The following is an 18442-nucleotide window of genomic DNA, read 5'->3' as shown; positions in this document are numbered from 1 at the left end:
TCAGTATCCGGCTAAGCTGCGCGCATGAACCCGATTCTGCACGTCGAGATACCGGTCCGTGACCTGGCCCGGGCCATCACGTTCTACCAGCACTGGCTGCAGGTGGTGGTGGACGCCCCGATCCTGCTGCATGACTGCAGGATGGCCTACCTGCCGTTTGCCGACGAGGCCGCAGGTGCCAGCATGGCGCTGGTGCAGGGAGCCGACTACCAGTCGTCCGAGCACGGGGCGCGCATCTACATCGGGGTTGCTGACCTGGACGCCAGCCTCGGCCGCGCGCTGAAGGCGGGCGCGGAGCTGCGCTTCGGCCCGGCCGATGCCGGCCACTGGCGCGTGGCCGAGATAGTGGACAGCGAAGGCAACCGCATTGCGCTGCAGGCGCGCAGGATGCCGTAGCGCCGAGCCCATGCCCGGCGGCTGTTGATGACGCCTCCCGCCAGGCATGGCACGACGCTGCGCGTGCATCCGCTACATCGTCGCGGCGCGCGAACGCTGCAGCCAGTCGTTGATCGCCGGGTCCAGCCGTGGATCGTCCGGCAACCGCAGGCCGAAGCGCTGCTGCAATACCTCGCGCACGTCGCCAACATCATGCAGCGGGCGCTTGTCCGGTGCCTGCCCGGGGCGGTATTCGGTGTAGTTGCCGCTGCCGATGGTGCGTCGCCAGTCCGGCCCGGTCAGTGACGCGCGCAGCTGGCCGGGGAAACTGGAATCGGGATGCGTGCACACGTACCAGTTGCCCACCACGTTGTCGATCGGTGCCGGTGCCTGCAGGTCGAAGCGGTACATCGCCCGCCAGCCATCGCTGGATTCGGCCGACAGCACGAAATCACCGTCACCGGGCAGTCGCCGCAGCCGATAGCGCTCGTGCGGCGTGGCCTGCGGCTGTGGATCATGCAGGCGCAGCGGCACGGTCGGCGTGAGGCTGCCGAAACCGGCATCCACCAGCCAGTCATCGCCGTCCACCTCAACGCGCAGCAGCAGATGGGTGCGCGCGGTCAGTTCGCCGTCCTGGGCGGCCAGCAGTACGCGCGCGCTCAACGGCTGCGCATCGAATCCCAACGCCTGCAGCAGCGCCAGCAGGCCGCCATTGAGTTCGAAGCAGTAACCGCCACGGCGGTCGTCCAGCAGCTTGCGCTGCACGCTGTCCAGGTCGATCGGTACCGCATCGCGCAACAGGCAGCTGAGGGTCTCGAACGGCAGCAGCGCATTGTGGCGCTGCTGCAGCAGGGTGAGGCCCGCCAGCGTCAGCGGTGGCGGCGCATCCAGCTCCAGGCGTTGCAGGTAGCGGGGGACATCGAGCGTCGTCATGCAGTCACCGGGGGGAGGGGAGGTTCACTGTGCTCCCGCAACCGGGGTTGAGGTCAAGCGCGGCGGCGGTGTCATGCCGCCGTCGCCTGTGCCCGGTACAAAGAGCGCGTCCCCCGCCGCCGGTGGCGCTGGGAGGAAAATGGCCTAAAGTCGCTCAGGTTCCGGCCGATACAGGTGCGTCTTTCCGCCTGGAGTCTGTCATGTCGGCCGTTGTCCCCCACCTCCGGTCCGTGCGCACGCGCCTTGCCGCGTTGCGCTCGGCATCCCCCGGCCTGCTGCTGTGGCTGCAACCGCACCGGCTCAGCGTGGCCAACAAGCTCAAGGCCACGCTCTGGGTGTGCGGCCTGGGCCTGGTTGCGATCGCCGCCGTCTACGCCTGGACCGGCCATGCCAGCGCACAGGCGGCGCGCAGCCAGGCCAGCTACCAGCGCGGCAGCGACCTGGCCGCGCGCCTGGCCACGCGGGTGGCCGAGGCGCGACGTCTGCAGACCCAGTATGCGCGCAGTTTCGACGATGCCGACCGCGCGCAGCTGCTGGCTACGCAGAAAGCGCTGCAGCTCGATCTGCAGGCGCTGCGCGCGATGCCGATGGATGCCGGGCGGCGCAAGGCGCTGCAGGCGTTGACCGAGGCCGCCGGCGCGTTTTCGCAGGGTGTGGCTGCCCTGTTCGAACGGGTCGATGAGATGGGGCGCGGCCAGGCCGGCCTGGCCGCGCAACTGCAGCAGGCGGCCGACACCCTGCAGGCACAGGTGGATGCGCTGCAACGGCCGTCGCTGGCGTTGTCCCTGCAGAAGATGCGCAGGCAGGAGGCGCTGCTGCTGCTTGACGGCGACTCCACCCACGCCGACCGCGTCAGCGAGGAAAAGCTGCCGTTCGACCTCGCGCTGGCGGGCCTGCCCACCGATGCGCAGGACACCCTGCGCAGCGGGATGGAGGCGTATCAGGCCGCCGTGCTGGCATACACCGCTGCCCGCGTTGGCCTGGACGTGGAGGCGCAGTCGCTGTTGGATACCGCTGCCACCGTGGCCCCGGCGCTGACCGCGTTCCAGCAGGCGCAGGTCGCCGCGCTGGCCCATGCCCAGGCGCGCCAGCAGGCCGGGGCCCGCGCCATGAGCGTACTGTTCGCGCTGACCCTGCTGCTGGTTGCCGGTGTGCTGATCACCAGCCTGGTGCTGGTGCGGCGGGCGGTGCGCCAGCCGATCCAGGACACCCTGCGCTTCGCCAGCGACATCGCCGACGACCGCCTGGACACCACGCTGCGTGTGTACAACGCCAACGATGAGATCGGCCAGCTGGCCCAGCGCCTGGTGGAGATGCAGCAGCGCCTGCGCGCACGCATCGAGACCGAGCGTGCCGTGGCGCGCGGCAACACCCGCGTGCGCCAGGCACTGGACAGTGCGCAGGCCGGCCTGATGGTGATCGATGCCGAAGGCCGGGTGGCCTATGCCAATCCGGCGCTGCTGCAGCAGCTGGAACGCCCGGCCGAAGCGCTGCTTGGCGGCGAAGCCGTGCGCCTGCATCCGGCGCTGGCCAGCCTGGCCGGCATGCGCCAGCGCGAGGAGCGCGAGATCAGCCATGCCGGCGTCCGCTACCAGTTGATCGCCAATGCCATCATCGACGAAGGACAATTCCTCGGCGTGGCAGTGGAGTGGCGCAGCCGTGCGCTGGAAACCCTGCTGGAGACCGAAGTGGCAGCGCTGGTCGATGCCGCCGCACAGGGCGACCTGCACGGCCGCATCGGGCTGGACGGCAAGCAGGGCTTCGTGCGCACGCTGTCCACCAGCATCAATCGCCTGCTGGCCACCTTCGAAAGCAATCTCGGCGATCTGCAGGTGCTGCTGGCCGCACTGGCCCGTGGCGATCTGAGCGTGCGCATGGAAGGAGAACTGCAGGGGGTGTTCGCGCGCATGCGCGACGATGCCAACGCCACCGTCGCGCAGCTGGGCCACATCGTCACCCGCATCCAGCAGGCAGCCTCCAGCCTCGATGCCGGCGTCGGCGAGATCGTTGCCGGTCACCATGACCTGTCGCAGCGCACTGAACAGCAGGCCGCCAACCTGGAAGAGACCGCGGCGTCGATGCATGAGCTGACCGACACCGTCGGCCGCACTGCCGATGCAGCAGGTCGCGCCGATGCCCTGGTCCAGGGCGCGGCGGCAGTGGCCAGGCGTGGTGGTGAGGCGGTTGGGCAGGTGGTCGCGACCATGCACGGCATCAGCGAGGCCTCACGGCGGATTGGCGACATCACCCAGCTGATCGATGGCATTGCTTTCCAGACCAACATCCTTGCCCTGAACGCGGCGGTGGAAGCGGCGCGCGCCGGCGAGCAGGGCCGAAGCTTCGCCGTGGTGGCTGCGGAAGTGCGCCTGCTGGCGCAGCGCAGTGCTGAGGCGGCCAAGCAGATCAAGGGGCTGATCGAAGATTCAGTGGCGCGTGCCGGCCAAGGCAACCTTCAGGCCGGGCAGGCCGGCGCGACCATGGGGGAGATCGTCGGCAGCGTGCAGCAGCTGGCCGATCTGCTTGCCGGCATCCGTCGTGCGTCGCAGGACCAGCATGCAGGTATTGCGCAGGTGAAGCAGACCATCGTGCAGATGGAAGCCAGCACCCAGCGCAATGCCAGCCTGGTGGAAGAGGCCGGTGCCTCGACGGCGCAGATGCAGGCGCAGGTGCATGCCCTGGCCGAAGCGGTGGGCGCATTCCGCCTGCAGTCGATGCCACAGGCGCGCGCGGCGGCCTGACTCTGCCGGTGGTGCCGGCCCGCCGGCCTACACCACCGAATGGTTCAGTACACGTCGCGGCGGTAGCGTCCGCTTTCCAGCAGCGTTTCCACTGCGTCCTCGCCCAGCGCGCCACGCAGTACCTGGTCCACACCTTCGGCCATGCCCTGCAGCGAGCCGCAGACATGGATCACCGCGCCGCGCTGCAGCCAGTCGCGCAGCGTATCGCTGGCCGCCTGCAGGCGGTCCTGCACATAACCACCGTCGCCATCGCGCGAGAACGCCAGGTCCACCCGCGCCAGATGGCCCTGCGCCTGCCAGGCCTCGATCTCGTCGGCGAACAGGAAGTCGTGTGCCCGCTGGCGCTCGCCGAACAACAGCCAGTGCCCGTGCTCGCCGGCATGGGCGGCTTCGCGCAACAGGCTGCGCAGGCCAGCAATGCCGGTGCCGTTGCCGACCAGCACCATCGGCGCATCGCCGCGGCGATGGAAGCCGGGATTGCGATGCACCCGGGCGACGATGCTGGCGCCGATCGGCGCATGCAGCGTCAGCCATCCGGAGCCGAGCCCGGCACGACCGGACGTGTCATGCACCAGCCGCACCACCAGCTCCACCACGCCATCGTCGGCCGCGGATGCGATCGAATACTCGCGCCCCGGCAGCAGCGGCAATCCGGCCAGCCACAGGCCGGGGTCCTGCACCGCCAGTGCGGCGTCGGCGTCGGGCAGTTCGCGTTCACTGGCCAGTGCCAGCAGCGTGCGCGGCTGGCCGTCCATCAGCAGGGGCAGCAGCGGATCCAGGCCATGTGCCTTCAGCACGGCACTGGCATGCTGCGCGTTGTGGCGAGGCGCGATATGCAGGATATCGCCGGCCTGCCACTGCACCGTGCCTGGGGCCGCAAGGCGCACACGCCAGATGGCCCCGCCGAGGCTGCCCGGGTTGAGGCGTTGGCGCCCGAGCAGTCGCCACTCATGCATCTGCGCGGCAGCAGGCAGCACGCTGTCATCGGTGACGATGCCGGTCAGCGCGCCCAGTTGTTGCTGCCATCGGCGCAGGGCCGGAACGGCCGCAGCATCGACATCGATGCGTTCGAACAGGGGGCGCGCGCCGTTGTCGAGCAACCAGCCATCGACCTGGCGGCCGAAGCCGCAGTAACGCGGATACTGGCGGTCCCCCAGCGCGAGCAGGCCGAACCGCAGGCCCGACAGGTCCGGTGTCTGCGCCATCAGCTGGCGTGCCGCGCGCCGCGCTGCATCCGGTGGCTCGCCATCGCCAAACGTGCTCAGCACAAGCAGCGCCTGCGATGCCTGCTGCAGCTGGGCGGCGTCGATCCGGGCCAGCGGCAGCACCTGTACCGGATGGCCAGCGGCCTGCAGCTGCGCGGCCGCACGCCACGCCAGCTGTTCGCCCAGTCCACTCTGGCTGGCATGCAGCACCAGCCACGGGGTGCCCTCACCGTCGGCGACCGGCGGTGTCAGCGACTGGCGCAACCCTCGCGCGAGGCGCTGGCTGCGACGGCGATCCAGGTACAGCAGCCAGCCAGTGATGAAGAACACGCTCATGGCTGCGCTGCTGAGCATCACCACGACACGCCCGGGCAGCCCGAAGTAACTGCCCGAGTGCAGCGCGAACACGCTCGTGGCCAGCTGGCCGCCCGTGCCCTGGCGCGCATACGGGCGTGCCTCAAGCACCGCACCCGTGGCCGGATCCAGCTGCAGCAGGTCGTGTGCGCGGTCATGCTGTCCACCGCGCTGCGATGGATCACCGGCCATCACCCGCACGTTCAGCGCCTGCCCCGGCTTCTCCGGCAGGCGCAGGTCGATGTAGCCGGTGCGCACGCCGGGCAGGGCGTACAGCGTGGTTTCAACGCGCTCCAGGTCCAGGGCGGCATCGGGATCGACCTTGTGCCTGGCGGCCGGCGCGACGCCCAGCAGGGAATTGGCAGCGCTGCGGTACCCGTCGAACGACCACCACAGGCCGGTCAGCGCACTCATCAGGTAGATCAGCAGCACCCAGGTGCCAAGCACCGAGTGCAGGCTCCACAGGAAGCCGCGGCCGCTGCGTTTCCACTCGATCGCCAGCCAGCTGCGCCAGTGCCACCAGCGCCGCGGCCAGCGCAGGTAAAGCCCGGACAAGGTGAAGAACAGCAGGGCGATGGCGCAGCCGCCGGTCACCCATTTGCCGCGGTCGCCAGCGGCAAGGTGGCGATGCAGGTCCTCGACGAAGTCGAAGAACGCCTGTCCGCGCAGCGTGCTGAAGCGCTCACCGCTGTACGGATCGAAGTACACCCAGTTTTGCTTGCCGCCGGCAAAGCGTGCGACCGACGGCCGCTGGCCGGTGGCGTCCACGCGCAGGCGTTGCAGCGGGCGTTCACTGCCGACCTGCAGCAGCGGCACCAGCTCGCTGAGGGCAAGCGGTTGCTGGCCGTCGGCATGGTGCGCGGCGATCTCGGCAAAGCCGGGATTGGCGGCGCGCAGCAGCTCGTCCTCGAAGGACAGCGTCGCGCCGCTCAGGCCCATCACGGCCAGTACGGCACCGGCGGTGATGCCCAGCAGCCAGTGCAGTTGGAACAGGACGTTCTTGAACATCGAAGGAGGAGGGCCCGGGAGGCTGCCGCCCGCATCCTGCGCAACAGCAAATGAGAATTAGTCGCGTAATTCTCCGTGGCGCCTTGCCTGCGGTCAAGCAGGGGCCAGCGGCCGGGCGCGGCCCGGCACCCGTGGTAGTGCCGGCCGCTGGCCGGCAATCTCGGAAGCAACAGCCAACGCAACAGCAACGGCGGGCATTCCGTGGGATGACGGGATGGGTCCGGTTACGGCGTGTCCTGACCACCCGCAGTGCCCCGCCATCCCACGGAATGCCCGCTGTTGCTGTTGCTGTTGAAATTGCCGGCCAGCGGCCGGCACTACCGCAGGTGCAGGGCGCGGTGCTGTCGATCCCTCATTTCACCCAGCGGTCGATCTCGCCCTGGGCGAACGGCCCCAGCTTCGCCTTGACCAGCCGCCCCTGCGCATCGAACAGCACGCTGTAAGGCAGCAGGCCCTGCGCATTGCCCAGCTGCACGCTGGCATCGCGTGGCCCCGGGGTCTCGATCACGATCGGGTACTCCACCGGCACCCGCTGCAGGAAATCGCGCACGTCGTCCGCGGTATCCAGCGCCAGGCCCAGCACCTGCACGCCGTTATCGCCCTGCGCATCGGCGAAGCGCGCCAGCTCGGGCATCTCTTCCACGCAGGGCGCACACCAGCTGGCCCAGACATTGATCAGCAGCGGGCGGCCGGCGAAGCGCTGGCGCAGGTCGAGGGGCTGTCCCGCCAGGTCCGGCAAGGTCAGCGCCGGCAGTTGATCGCCCACCTGCAGCGTGGGCGTCGCGGCAGTGGCTGTGGAAGCCGTCGCTGGCGTGGCGGGTGCAGGCAGGGCGGGTGACAGTCGATGCCCGGCCCACAGGCCGAGGCCGGCGGCCAGCACCGCTGTCCACAGCAGCGCGGGCCGTTGCCACTTCATCGTGCGGTGCGCAGCAGCGCTTCCTCGACCACCGCCTGGGTCAGCAGGGTCGGCAGCACGGTCGGCGGCGCGCCGGGGCCGTACACCACGTACAGCGGCACGCCCACCGCCTTGTGCTCCTCCAGGAACGTGGTGATCTGCGGGTCGACATTGGTGTAGTCACCGCGCATGTACACCGCGTTGGTGCGCTTGAGCAGTTCCTTGAACTCCGGCCGTGACAGCACCGCACGTTCGTTGGCCTTGCAGCTCACGCACCAGTCGGCCGTCATGTTGACGAACACCACGCGGTTGTCGGCACGCAGGCGGTCCAGCAACTGCGGCGAATACTCGACCACGTTGTCGCTGGCGGCCTGTGCGGCCCGCGCCGGCGGTGCCAGCTGGGTCACGCCCCAGGCCGGTACCAGCGCACCGATCGCCAGCAGCACGCCGAGCAGGGTCACCGCACGCGAGCCGGTCCAGCGGTTGCGTTCAAACAGCCACAGGCCGAAGGCGAACAGCAGCAGGCCACCCAGCACCAGTGCCATGCCGTCCACGCCACGCTGCTTGCCCAGCACCCACAGCAGCCACAGCGCGGTGGCGTACATCGGGAAGGCCAGCACGTGCTTGAGGGTTTCCATCCACGGCCCGGGCTTGGGCAGGCGCCGCGCCAGCGCCGGCACGAAGCCGATCAGCAGGAATGGCAGGGCCAGCCCCAGGCCGAGGAACAGGAACACGGTCATTGCCTTCAGCGGCGGGGCAATGAACGCGTAGGCGATCGCGCCGCCCATGAACGGACCGACACAGGCACTGCCGACCACGCAGGCCAGCGCACCGGTGAAGAAATCACCGGCCGGGCCACTGCGGCTGGCCAGCGACTGGCCCAGGTTGCCGATGCCACCGCCGAGGGTGAATACGCCGGACAGGCTCAGGCCCACTGCGAACATGATGTAGGCCAGTGCGGCCACGACGCCCGGGTGCTGCAACTGGAAGCCGATGCCGACGGCGTTGCCGAGCGCACGCAGGCCCACCATCAGCGCACCGATCACCGCGAACGCGACCAGCACGCCCAGCGTGTACCAGAGCGCATGGCTGCGCGCACGCTGCGGGCTTTCGCCGCTCTGCGCCAGGCTCAGCACCTTCAGCGAGAGGATCGGCAGCACGCAGGGCATCAGGTTCAGTACCAGGCCACCGGCCAGCGCCAGCAGCAGGACCCAGACGAACGAACGATCCGGATTCGGCGTCGTCACCGGCGGCCGCGTGCGCAGTGCGTTGTCACCGCGCGCATCGTCGGCGAATGCAGTGCCCGCGGTCGCGCTGCCGGCAGCGGTAGCGGCGGCGCCACTCTCGTTGGGCACGGTCGGCAGCAGGCGCAGCGGCGCGCCATCGGCGGATTCGCGCGGCGCACCGGCGGCCGGCAGCGGGCTGACCATCGCAGTGCGTGCTGGCGCCGGATCGCTGCCCGTGCTGAGCTTGCCGGCCGGAATCGACAGCTTGACCCGGCGGGTCATCGGCGGGTAGCAGATGCCATCGGTCTGGCAGCCCTGGAAGGTCACCACCAGGGTGCTGTCGACCGCGTCGGTGACGGTGCGGCGCAGCGGCAGCGGCACTTCCACCTGGTTGAAGTAGACCGAGACATCGCCGAAGTGCTCGTCGCGATGCGACTGCGCGGCCGGCCAGCGTGGGGCGTCGGCGAGCACGCCGGCGCTGCCTTCCAGCTTCAGCGAGGTGCGGTCGCGGTACAGGTAATAGCCCGGCGCCGGGCTGAAGCGCAGCAGCAGGGTGTTGCCATCGCTGGCGATGGCATCGAAGCCGAATGCCTGTTCCGACGGCAGCGGCAGCGCCTGGCTGTTGCTGGCCGCACCCGGCAGGCGCAGGCCGCCGCTGTTGCCGGCACCGGCCAGCGGGTTGTTGAACGGGTTCGCCGCACCGGTACGCGCGGCAGGGGGCACGGACGCGGCGCCGGCGCCGGGCAGGGTGACCTGCACCACGCGTTTCTGCGGCGGGTAGCAGACACCGGCATCGGCACAGCCCTGGTATCGCACTTCCAGGCTGATGGTGCCGGCGGCCTCGGTCGGCGTGCCGGGCAGGGTGGCCTGCAGGCGCTCGCGATAGGTTTCGACCTCGCCGAAGAAATCGTCGTGGTGGCGGTCGCCCTTGGGCATCTGCAGCGCGCCGGCATTGAAGGCGGGGTCGGCCTTGACGCTGGTGCGGTGGCGATAGAGGTAATAGCCCGGCGCGATCTTGAACTGCAGTTGCACCTGGCCACGTTCGGGGGCGGTCGCGGTCAGCGCGAACGCCTGGTCCACCGGCAGCAGGTCCTTCTCATCCAGGGCGAAGGCGGGCAGCGAGAGCCACAACAGGGCGCACAGGGCGGCGCCACGCGCAAACAGAGTCTTCAATCAGTGTCCTCCCGGGTCTGTGCCCGGATCCAATCCAGATACGCCGGCAGGCCGGCCCGGGCTTCGACCGCGATGCACTCCGGGAGTTCATACGGATGCAGTTCGACGATCCGGGCAATCGCGTCATCGACGCGGCTCGCGGTGGTTTTCACCAGCAACTGCAGCTCGGCGTCGGTGGTCACCTCGCCCTGCCAGCGGTAGGTCGACTGCGCGCCATCGAGGCGGGTCACGCACGCGGCCAGGCGCTCGCCGACCAGCGCGTGCGCGATGCGCTCGGCACTGGCCCGGTCCGGGCAGGTGGTCAACAGCAGCAGGACGGGATCGACGGTCGACATGACCGTCGAGTATAGGGCCGCCACCGGGCCAGGGCCCGGCGGCGGCCGTGGACCGCTGCGTTGCGCGGTCAGTTGGCCAGCTGGCAGGTGGCCGGCTTGGCCGAGGTGAACAGGGCCGGGGTGGCCCACTCGGGGTGGTCGATGAACGGGTTGCGGTTGCCCTGGAAGCTGTAGACCACGTCATTGCGCGCACGCTCGGCATCATCCGGCGGGTCGGACAGGTGCCAGTCGATCAGGGTCGACAGCAGGCCCATGTAGGCCGGTGAGCTGCTGGTCTTGACGATCTTGCTGCGGTCGTCGGTCAGCTCCAGGTCCGGCTCGGACTGGCCGGTCGCCGCATCCTTGCCGCCCTCGTAGCGGATCGCCATGTACATCACTGCACGCGCCATGTCGCCCTTGCGCTTGCCCCACACCTCGAAGGTGCCGGTGTTGCCGTCCGGCGTGCGCACCCAGTTGGAGTTGCCCGGATAGCCACCGCTGCCGCCACCCTGGCCGTTGTTGGCCTCGGTGGCGCGCTCGCCGCAGCTGGCGTCGCACTTGCCGAACGGCTTGTTGCCACGATCGGCGTTCCACTGCGCGTCGGTCAGGTACAGCATGTGGGTGTCGGTATACGGCGCGTACGGCAGGCCCTTGTCACCGGTGGTGGTGGCAAAGCCCAGCGAGTTCGGCCAGGTGTGCTCGCGGTTGTACTTCAGGCCACTGCCGCTGCCGGCGCGATCGGTCACTTTGGCGTAGCTGTGGTTGCGATACGCATCCAGGATCCTGCCGGAATTGTTCGGATCCTCGTCGGCGATTTCCAGGATGGTCCAGGTGCTGGTGCCCGAGCCGCTGTACGGATAGGCGGTGTGGCCCTTGATGGTGGCGTGCAGCGAACAGCGCAGCTGGCTGGGGCTGCTGGTGTTGACCTTGGAGTAATAGCCGGCCGGCACGCCAGGGTTGCCCGGGTCCGGATTGCCGCCGGTGCTGGCCACGGTGAAGGCAATGCGGCTGTCGGCGGCCGGGTGAGCGCCCTGCAGGTCGGTGATGCGCGCGGCGCGGATGTCGAAGCGGCAGGCTTCACCGGCCACCAGCGCGGTGTTGGTGGACAGCTTCACGCTGCGGCCGCTGGCCGGGAAGGTCAGCGGCACGCTGCCGGAGGTACCGCAGCTCAGGGCGAAGGCGCCGCTGGCCAGGTTCACCGTTTCGCTGAACACCACTTCCAGGTCGGCGGCGGCCGGGAAGGTGCTGCTGCCCTGCGCCGGGGTGGTGGTGGACACCGACGGCGGCGTGTTGGGGCCCGGGGTGCCGCCGCCGCTGAAGGTCTGTCCGTTGTTGCAGCTGCCGAACGTCTGGCCGGCCGATTCGGCCCAGGTGAAGTGGGCGTACTGGCTGCCGCTGCCGGTCAGCTGCAGCGACGTGCCCGGTGCCGTGCTGTTGGTCTCGGCCACCGGGATGTTCTGGCTGGTCATCCCCGCGGCGGGGCCGCCGGACGCGGTGATGGTGCCCTCGTAGCTGAGGAACTGGACCACCTTACCGCTGGCATCGACCAGCGCGATGCCATCGTTCGGGCCGTTCTGGATGCCGTTGGTCGGGTAGTTGACCACGGCGATGGTCGCGCTGCCGCAGCCGGCGGCGGTGCCGGCCGGGACCGGCGTGTTGGCGTAGACCACGGCCGCCGATGCGTTGGACCCGTTGTACAGGTACAGGCGGTAGCCGGACAGGTCCTCGCCGGCGGTGGCCACGACCTCGATCGCTTCGCCGACGTCACCGGCGGCGGTGCTGTCGTCGTAGTGCAGTTCATTGATGAAGACCTCGGCCTGGGCCGGCGCAGCGGCCAGGGCCAGCAGGCAGGCCGCGGCAAGCGGTGACAGCAATCGCATCGACTCCTCCTTGTGATTGGGAATGCCCGGTCGAGCCTAAGGCCGATCCAGTGACACTTTGTCGTAAATGAACGTCAGATATCTGACAGTGCGACGCTTGTCACCGAAATTGGCGGGATCCCGACCAGCGCCAAGCGACACGGGCGGGAAAAATTTTTTTGATGCCACCCTTGAAAGGAGGGCGCGGGGCTCCATCTCTGCCCTGCTCCCGACGTTGTCGGGTTTCTTCACGTGCGGTTCTGGCACTCGCCTGGGGTGAGTGCTAACATCGCCGGACTTTTTTAGACCAATCAATCACTTAAGAGGTCTCCTATGAGCATCAAGCCGCTGCACGACCGCGTTGTGGTCAAGCCGATCGAAGCCGACGAAATCTCCGCCGGTGGCATCGTCATCCCCGACTCGGCCAAGGAAAAGTCCACCAAGGGTGAGGTCGTGGCCGTCGGCCCGGGCAAGCCGCTGGACAACGGCAACGTGCGCGCGCCGTCGCTGAAGGTCGGCGACAAGGTCATCTACGGCCAGTACGCCGGCAGCTCGTACAAGAGCGAAGGCGTCGAGTACAAGGTCCTGCGCGAAGACGACGTGCTCGCCGTCATCGGCTGAGCCTCCGCGCGACCTGTTTCAACCTGATCCCCAAATCCCAGCCGCCGGGCATCGTCCGGCGCTACCAATGAGGTAAATGCAATGGCTGCCAAGGATATTCGTTTCGGTGAAGACGCCCGCTCGCGCATGGTGCGCGGCGTCAACGTTCTCGCCAATGCCGTCAAGGCCACCCTGGGCCCGAAGGGCCGCAACGTCGTGCTGGAAAAGAGCTTCGGCGCCCCGACCATCACCAAGGACGGCGTCTCCGTCGCCAAGGAAATCGAACTGGCTGACAAGTTCGAGAACATGGGCGCGCAGATGGTGAAGGAAGTCGCGTCGCGCACCAACGACGACGCTGGCGACGGCACCACCACCGCCACCGTGCTGGCCCAGGCCCTGATCCGCGAAGGCGCCAAGGCCGTTGCCGCCGGCATGAACCCGATGGATCTCAAGCGCGGTATCGACAAGGCCGTTTCGGCCGCCGTCGCCGAGCTGAAGAACATCTCCAAGCCGACCGCCGACGACAAGGCGATCGCCCAGGTCGGTACCATCTCGGCCAACTCGGACGAGTCGATCGGCCAGATCATCGCTGACGCGATGAAGGAAGTCGGCAAGGAAGGCGTGATCACCGTTGAAGAAGGCTCGGGCCTGGACAACGAGCTGGACGTGGTCAAGGGCATGCAGTTCGACCGCGGCTACCTGTCGCCGTACTTCATCAACAACCAGCAGTCGCAGACCGCTGACCTGGATGACCCGTTCATCCTGCTGCACGACAAGAAGATCTCCAACGTCCGTGACCTGCTGCCGGTGCTGGAAGGCGTCGCCAAGGCCGGCAAGCCGCTGCTGATCGTGGCCGAGGAAGTCGAAGGCGAAGCGCTGGCGACCCTGGTGGTCAACACCATCCGCGGCATCGTCAAGGTCGTGGCCGTCAAGGCCCCGGGCTTCGGCGACCGTCGCAAGGCGATGCTGGAAGACATGGCCGTGCTGACCGGCGGTACCGTGATCTCCGAAGAAGTCGGCCTGTCGCTGGAAAAGGCCACCATCAAGGACCTGGGCCGCGCCAAGAAGGTGCAGGTCTCCAAGGAGAACACCACCATCATCGACGGCGTCGGCGACAAGGCCAACGTTGATGCACGCGTGGCGCAGATCAAGACCCAGATCCAGGACACCTCCTCGGATTACGACCGCGAGAAGCTGCAGGAACGCGTGGCCAAGCTGGCCGGCGGCGTTGCCGTGATCAAGGTCGGCGCCTCGACCGAAATCGAAATGAAGGAAAAGAAGGATCGCGTCGACGACGCCCTGCACGCCACCCGTGCAGCCGTTGAAGAAGGCGTGGTCCCGGGCGGCGGCGTGGCGCTGGTGCGCGCGATCACCGCGCTGGCCGGCCTGAAGGGTGCCAACGAAGACCAGAACCACGGCATCCAGATCGCCCTGCGCGCGATGGAAGCCCCGCTGCGCGAGATCGTGGCCAACGCCGGCGACGAGCCGTCGGTCATCATCAACAAGGTCAAGGAAGGCACCGGCAGCTTCGGCTACAACGCGGCCACCGGCGAGTTCGGCGACATGCTGCAGTTCGGCATCCTGGACCCGACCAAGGTGACCCGTTCGGCCCTGCAGAACGCAGCCTCGATCGCCGGCCTGATGATCACCACCGAAGCCATGGTTGCCGAAGCTCCGAAGAAGGACGAGCCGGCCATGGGTGGCGCCGGTGGCATGGGCGGCATGGGTGGCATGGGCGGCATGGACTTCTAAGTCCACGCCCCTGGCATCCCTTCCCGTTGCAAAAGAAGAACCCCGCCGCAAGGCGGGGTTTTTCGTTGCGCGGTTGCCGCCGCCGCAGTGCATCGCTACGCTCGGTGGCCATGCCTACCTCGTTCATCGTCGTTGACGACTTCCTTGCACCGGCCGACGCGCACGCCCTGCGCCAGGCAGCGCTGGGCCTGACCTATCCGGTACAGGACGGCGCATTTCCCGGTCGCAACTCTCTGCAGCGGCTGGAACTGGACGGCCTGGCCGAGGCGGCGTCACGGCTGGTCAATGAACCGCTGCGGCCGGTCAATCCGCTGCAGTCGCACGGCAAGTTCCGGCTGACCCTGGCCGGCGATGTCGGCCGCGCGAAAGTGCACGCCGATCACTCGCACTGGTCGGGCATCCTCTACCTGAGTGCGGCCGAGCACTGCGAGGGTGGCACCGAGTTCTTCCGCCACCGGCGTACAGGCACCGAGCGCATGGCCCTGGATGCGGCAGAACTGGCAGCGCTGGGGTATGCCAACGGCGGCGACATGCATCGCGACATCATCGAGCGCGACAGCAACGACGACAGCCAGTGGGAAATGACCATGCGCATCCCGATGCGCTTCAACCGGCTGGTGCTGCTGCGGCCCTGGTTCTGGCACACCGCCGGCCCGGCATTCGGCGACCGCACTGGCAGCGCTGGGGTATGCCAACGGCGGCGACATGCATCGCGACATCATCGAGCGCGACAGCAACGACGACAGCCAGTGGGAAATGACCATGCGCATCCCGATGCGCTTCAACCGGCTGGTGCTGCTGCGGCCCTGGTTCTGGCACACCGCCGGCCCGGCATTCGGCGACCGCCCGGAGAATGGCCGGCTGGTGTACCTGATGTTCTTCGAGCAGGCGCGCTGAGCGGAGCAGGCATCCACGCATGGCGTGGATCTACAGGTGCACGGTTTCGCTGGTAGATCCACGCCATGCGTGGATGCGCCCGTCCAGCCGCACGCGATACGCAGGCGTCAACGCACCCTCATTCGACGAAGGCCTTCGACGCGCCGTACTCCCACTGCCACGGCACGCCCGTATCGCCCAGCACGAACGCCACCAGTGCCGGGAAGGTGGCCTCGGCCCGCACATCGTTGCCCAGGATGACCACACAGCGCTGGTGCCGCTCCACGCACACCAGCGTGTTGCCCACCGCATCGTCGTGGCCGCCCTTGTAGAAGCCTGCGCCCTGCGGGCCGCGGAACGTCACCACGCCCAGGCCGGCGGCCAGACCCTTGTGCTGCCGGGCCGCAGGCAGCTCCGGCTGCAGCGTGGGAAACTGGCTGGCGGTGGTGATCGGCAGCTGTGGCCGCACCAGCTCCCTGCGCATTGAAGCCGACAGCCCGTCGCCGCGCACGTAGCCGGCGGCGAAGCGGGCCATGTCGGCGATCGTGGTGTCCATCGAACCGGCCGCACGCACGCGGCTGCGTTCATCGTGCGGCACCGTATCGCCTTCGGCGGTCCAGCCGTCGGCCAGGTTGCCGGCGAAGTCCGCGCGCCACGTCATGCTGGTGCGCGTCATGCCGAAGCGGTCGAAGATGCGCTCCTGCATCAGCGTCCCCACGTCCTGGCCTAGCCGCCCGCGTTCGATCACGAACTGCAGCAGGATCAGTCCGTCGCCGGAATACCCGTAGCGGGCGCCCGGGTTGAAGTGGAACTTCAGCCGGCCATCCGGTTCGAGAAAGCCGAAGTTGGCGAAACCGCTGGCGTGATTGAGCAGCAGGCGCGGCGTGAGCTGGCGCCAGCGCGCATCGCCGGCCAGCACGCTGTAGTCGGCGTACTTCTTCGGTTCGGGCGGATACGCCGGAAGCGGCTTGTCCAGTGCGGTGGCAATGCTGGCGTCCAGCTGGATCGGCGTGTCCTGCGCCAGCTGCGCGACCAGGTGACCAAAGGCCATCTTGGTCAATGACGCGGCGTACATCACGGTGTCGGTGCGCAACGGCTCGCCCGTGGCGTTGCGTTCACCATAGGCGGCCACATGCACGACCTTGCCGCCATCGACCACGGCCAGTGCCATGCCGCGCGCATGGGCGGCCCGCATCAGGCGCTGTGCTTCGGCATCGATGCGGGCGGGCGAGGGCAGTGGAGGCGGCGCGGCCAGCACGGCCAGCGGGAGCAGCGTCAGCAACATCAGGACGGCACGGCGCATGCGTGGAACTCCTGGCGGGACCGGGCGGATGCTACGCCAGCCAGGTCCCACCGTCATGGGCCGGAGGTCAGCCGGGCCGGCGCAGGCAGATCCGCGCCGCCCCCGCACCGATGTCCACCTGGCCGCCGCGCATCGCATCGGCACCGAGGATCAGCGCCGGTCGTGCCTCCAGGCCGATCGCCTTGAACACCGGCAGTTCGCTGATCCGGACCTCCATCGAAGGGTGCTGCCAGCCGCCGCCGTTCATGCCGGGCAGGGTGTACAGCCAGGTCGCCTGCGCACCGCCACCCAGGCCTTCGGTGCCCTTTGCACGCAGGCGCACCCGTGCATCGCTGCCGTCGGTGCGCAGCCCCAGTGCGCGGGCGGCTTCGGCATTGAGCACGGTCTGCGCCGCGCCCGTATCGACCACGGCGACCGCCTCAACGCCCGGCGTGCCCAGCGTCAGCATGACGAAGCCGAACTGTCGCAGGCCAGCGCTGCGCCCGGGCAGTGCATTGGCCTGGCAGCCCGGTCCCTCCAGGTTCAACCGCCCGGGCGTCCACAGCGCCAGCTGCTCGCGGCCGAAATCCCAGCGGGTGTCCCAGCGCCCGGTCAGATCATTGCCGATCAAGCCGTCGATCGCCGGGTCATCGTCTTTCGCCAGGGAGGACAGATCGACCTGCATGCCACTGGCATTCAATTGCCAGCTTCCCAGTTGCCACGCCGTGCTGCGCATGCGCTGCAGCCGGGCCGCGTTCGCGCTGGCACCCTGGGCCTGCGACACTGCCGCTTGCGCATCGTCCAGGCCATAGCGCCGGACCACGCGTGCATCGACCAGGGTTGCCCCGGCGGCACTGTCGACCACGAAGCGCAGCGGTTCGGCGCGTCCGTCCAGCGAGACGGCCACCGCCGGGTGGCCGCCCTGCATCCACATCGGCAGGACGTGCTCGGGGGCGTCGGACGCCCACGCGGGCAGCGCGGCAGCAAGCAGGGAGAGAAGGATGAGGCGTAAGGGAAGGCTCCGCAGTGATCATGGGGCGACCATTGGCGCGCTGCGGCGTATCGCAGGAATATCAGTGTTGATACCGTCCTGATACAGACCTGCCCGATACTGCCTGCATGAGTACTTCTGCCCATGTCATCGTCGTCGATGACGACGCCAGCATCCGCGACGCCATCGCCGATTGCCTGCTGCTGCACGGCTACCAGGTACGCGTGGCGGCGGACGCCACTGGGTTGGACGTGCTGCTGCAGGTCGAACGCCCGGACGTGATCATCCTGGACTGGATGATGCCCGGCGAAGATGGGCTTTCGGTCTGCCGTCGGTTGCAGGCGCGGGCCATTCCGATCCTGATGCTGTCTGCGATGGGCAGCGCGCCCGATCGGGTCATCGGCCTGGAGATGGGCGCCGATGACTACCTGGCCAAGCCGTTCGATCCCCGTGAGCTGCTGGCGCGGGTGCGCGCGTTGCTGCGTCGCCAGCACAAGCTGCGCGCCCAGGTGCCCAGCGAGCTGCGGTTTGCCGGTTGGCGGCTGCTGCCCGAACAACGGCGCCTGCTGGCGCCGGATGGAAGCGAACTGGTGCTCAGCCGCGGTGAATTCAGCCTGCTGCTGGCGCTGGCCGAGCGGCCCGGGCGGGTGCTCGGCCGCGAGCAGCTGCTGCAGCTCAGCCGCGGCGAATCCAGCGACACGGTCGATCGCGCAGTCGACCTGGCGGTCAGCCGGCTGCGCCGCAAGCTGGGGCAGGCCGCGCCGGGTGCCGAAGCCCTGGTGCAGACCTCGCGCGGTGAAGGCTACCGCTTCGATGCCGCGGTACAGGTGCTGTGAGCGGCCGGTGGTCCACCGCACGCTG

14 protein-coding genes are annotated in these 18442 nt (G+C 68.7%); 6 read left to right on the top strand and 8 right to left on the bottom strand.

Features of this window, described 5'->3' with window-relative positions; genetic code table 11:
• Positions 1–24 precede the first annotated feature (24 nt).
• On the top strand, positions 25–396 hold the full coding sequence (locus NSQ78_RS19460) for a VOC family protein (RefSeq protein ID WP_057495256.1): 372 nt from the start codon (positions 25–27) through the stop codon (positions 394–396).
• 72 nt (positions 397–468) lie between these two features.
• Here NSQ78_RS19460 and NSQ78_RS19455 read toward each other — a convergent pair whose 3' ends face one another.
• A complete protein-coding gene (locus NSQ78_RS19455) occupies positions 469–1308 on the bottom strand; it encodes an arylamine N-acetyltransferase (protein WP_064239368.1) in 840 nt (279 codons plus the stop codon).
• 200 nt (positions 1309–1508) lie between these two features.
• On the opposite strand from NSQ78_RS19455, the gene NSQ78_RS19450 reads away from it, so the two are divergent.
• Positions 1509–4046: a methyl-accepting chemotaxis protein gene (locus NSQ78_RS19450; protein WP_064239367.1), complete on the top strand. Its 2538-nt coding sequence runs from the start codon at positions 1509–1511 to the stop codon at positions 4044–4046.
• 44 nt (positions 4047–4090) lie between these two features.
• Here the strand turns inward: NSQ78_RS19450 and NSQ78_RS19445 are convergent, their stop codons facing one another.
• The 5 genes from NSQ78_RS19445 to NSQ78_RS19425 all read right to left on the bottom strand — a co-directional run bounded on the left by NSQ78_RS19445 (position 4091) and on the right by NSQ78_RS19425 (position 12101).
• Positions 4091–6613 carry a sulfite reductase flavoprotein subunit alpha gene (locus NSQ78_RS19445; protein WP_064239366.1) on the bottom strand — a complete coding sequence of 841 codons (2523 nt, stop codon included), beginning with the start codon at positions 6611–6613 and terminating at the stop codon, positions 4091–4093.
• A 352-nt stretch (positions 6614–6965) separates the two neighbouring features.
• On the bottom strand, positions 6966–7529 hold the full coding sequence (locus NSQ78_RS19440) for a TlpA disulfide reductase family protein (protein ID WP_064239365.1): 564 nt from the start codon (positions 7527–7529) through the stop codon (positions 6966–6968).
• The gene (locus tag NSQ78_RS19435) at positions 7526–9907 is read right to left on the bottom strand and encodes a protein-disulfide reductase DsbD domain-containing protein (protein WP_064239364.1); all 2382 of its coding nucleotides are present in this window, start codon (positions 9905–9907) and stop codon (positions 7526–7528) included. Before NSQ78_RS19435 ends, NSQ78_RS19440 begins: the two co-directional genes overlap by 4 nt.
• Positions 9904–10242, bottom strand: coding sequence for a divalent-cation tolerance protein CutA (gene cutA / locus NSQ78_RS19430; RefSeq protein WP_049470927.1), 339 nt, complete (start codon positions 10240–10242; stop codon positions 9904–9906). Before cutA ends, NSQ78_RS19435 begins: the two co-directional genes overlap by 4 nt.
• Before the next feature lie 68 nt (positions 10243–10310).
• Positions 10311–12101 carry an endonuclease gene (locus tag NSQ78_RS19425; RefSeq protein ID WP_049470929.1) on the bottom strand — a complete coding sequence of 597 codons (1791 nt, stop codon included), beginning with the start codon at positions 12099–12101 and terminating at the stop codon, positions 10311–10313.
• 312 nt (positions 12102–12413) lie between these two features.
• On the opposite strand from NSQ78_RS19425, the gene NSQ78_RS19420 reads away from it, so the two are divergent.
• From NSQ78_RS19420 to NSQ78_RS19410, 3 genes are all read left to right on the top strand, one after another.
• Complete coding sequence (locus tag NSQ78_RS19420; protein ID WP_005411227.1) at positions 12414–12701, top strand: co-chaperone GroES; 288 nt, start codon at positions 12414–12416, stop codon at positions 12699–12701.
• A gap of 81 nt (positions 12702–12782) precedes the next feature.
• The gene (gene groL, locus NSQ78_RS19415; RefSeq protein WP_005411226.1) at positions 12783–14432 is read left to right on the top strand and encodes a chaperonin GroEL; all 1650 of its coding nucleotides are present in this window, start codon (positions 12783–12785) and stop codon (positions 14430–14432) included.
• Positions 14433–14542: 110 nt separating this feature from the next.
• Complete coding sequence (locus NSQ78_RS19410; RefSeq protein ID WP_223224755.1) at positions 14543–15385, top strand: DUF6445 family protein; 843 nt, start codon at positions 14543–14545, stop codon at positions 15383–15385.
• A gap of 62 nt (positions 15386–15447) precedes the next feature.
• Here the strand turns inward: NSQ78_RS19410 and NSQ78_RS19405 are convergent, their stop codons facing one another.
• Together NSQ78_RS19405 and NSQ78_RS19400 are read right to left on the bottom strand one after the other, a co-directional pair.
• The gene (locus NSQ78_RS19405) at positions 15448–16611 is read right to left on the bottom strand and encodes a serine hydrolase domain-containing protein (protein WP_049470933.1); all 1164 of its coding nucleotides are present in this window, start codon (positions 16609–16611) and stop codon (positions 15448–15450) included.
• Positions 16612–16678: 67 nt separating this feature from the next.
• Entirely contained in the window at positions 16679–17524 is an 846-nt protein-coding gene (locus tag NSQ78_RS19400) for a pepsin/retropepsin-like aspartic protease family protein (RefSeq protein ID WP_339207235.1), read from the bottom strand.
• A gap of 185 nt (positions 17525–17709) precedes the next feature.
• On the opposite strand from NSQ78_RS19400, the gene NSQ78_RS19395 reads away from it, so the two are divergent.
• Positions 17710–18417 carry a response regulator transcription factor gene (locus NSQ78_RS19395; RefSeq protein WP_064239362.1) on the top strand — a complete coding sequence of 236 codons (708 nt, stop codon included), beginning with the start codon at positions 17710–17712 and terminating at the stop codon, positions 18415–18417.
• Positions 18418–18442 lie beyond the last annotated feature (25 nt).

The organism is Stenotrophomonas sp. FSL W7-1447 (genome assembly GCF_037966425.1).
GTDB classification, from domain to species: Bacteria; Pseudomonadota; Gammaproteobacteria; order Xanthomonadales; family Xanthomonadaceae; genus Stenotrophomonas; species Stenotrophomonas pavanii.
Note: the sequence above shows the minus strand (reverse complement) of the source record. Positions and strands in the feature narration are given on the sequence as shown.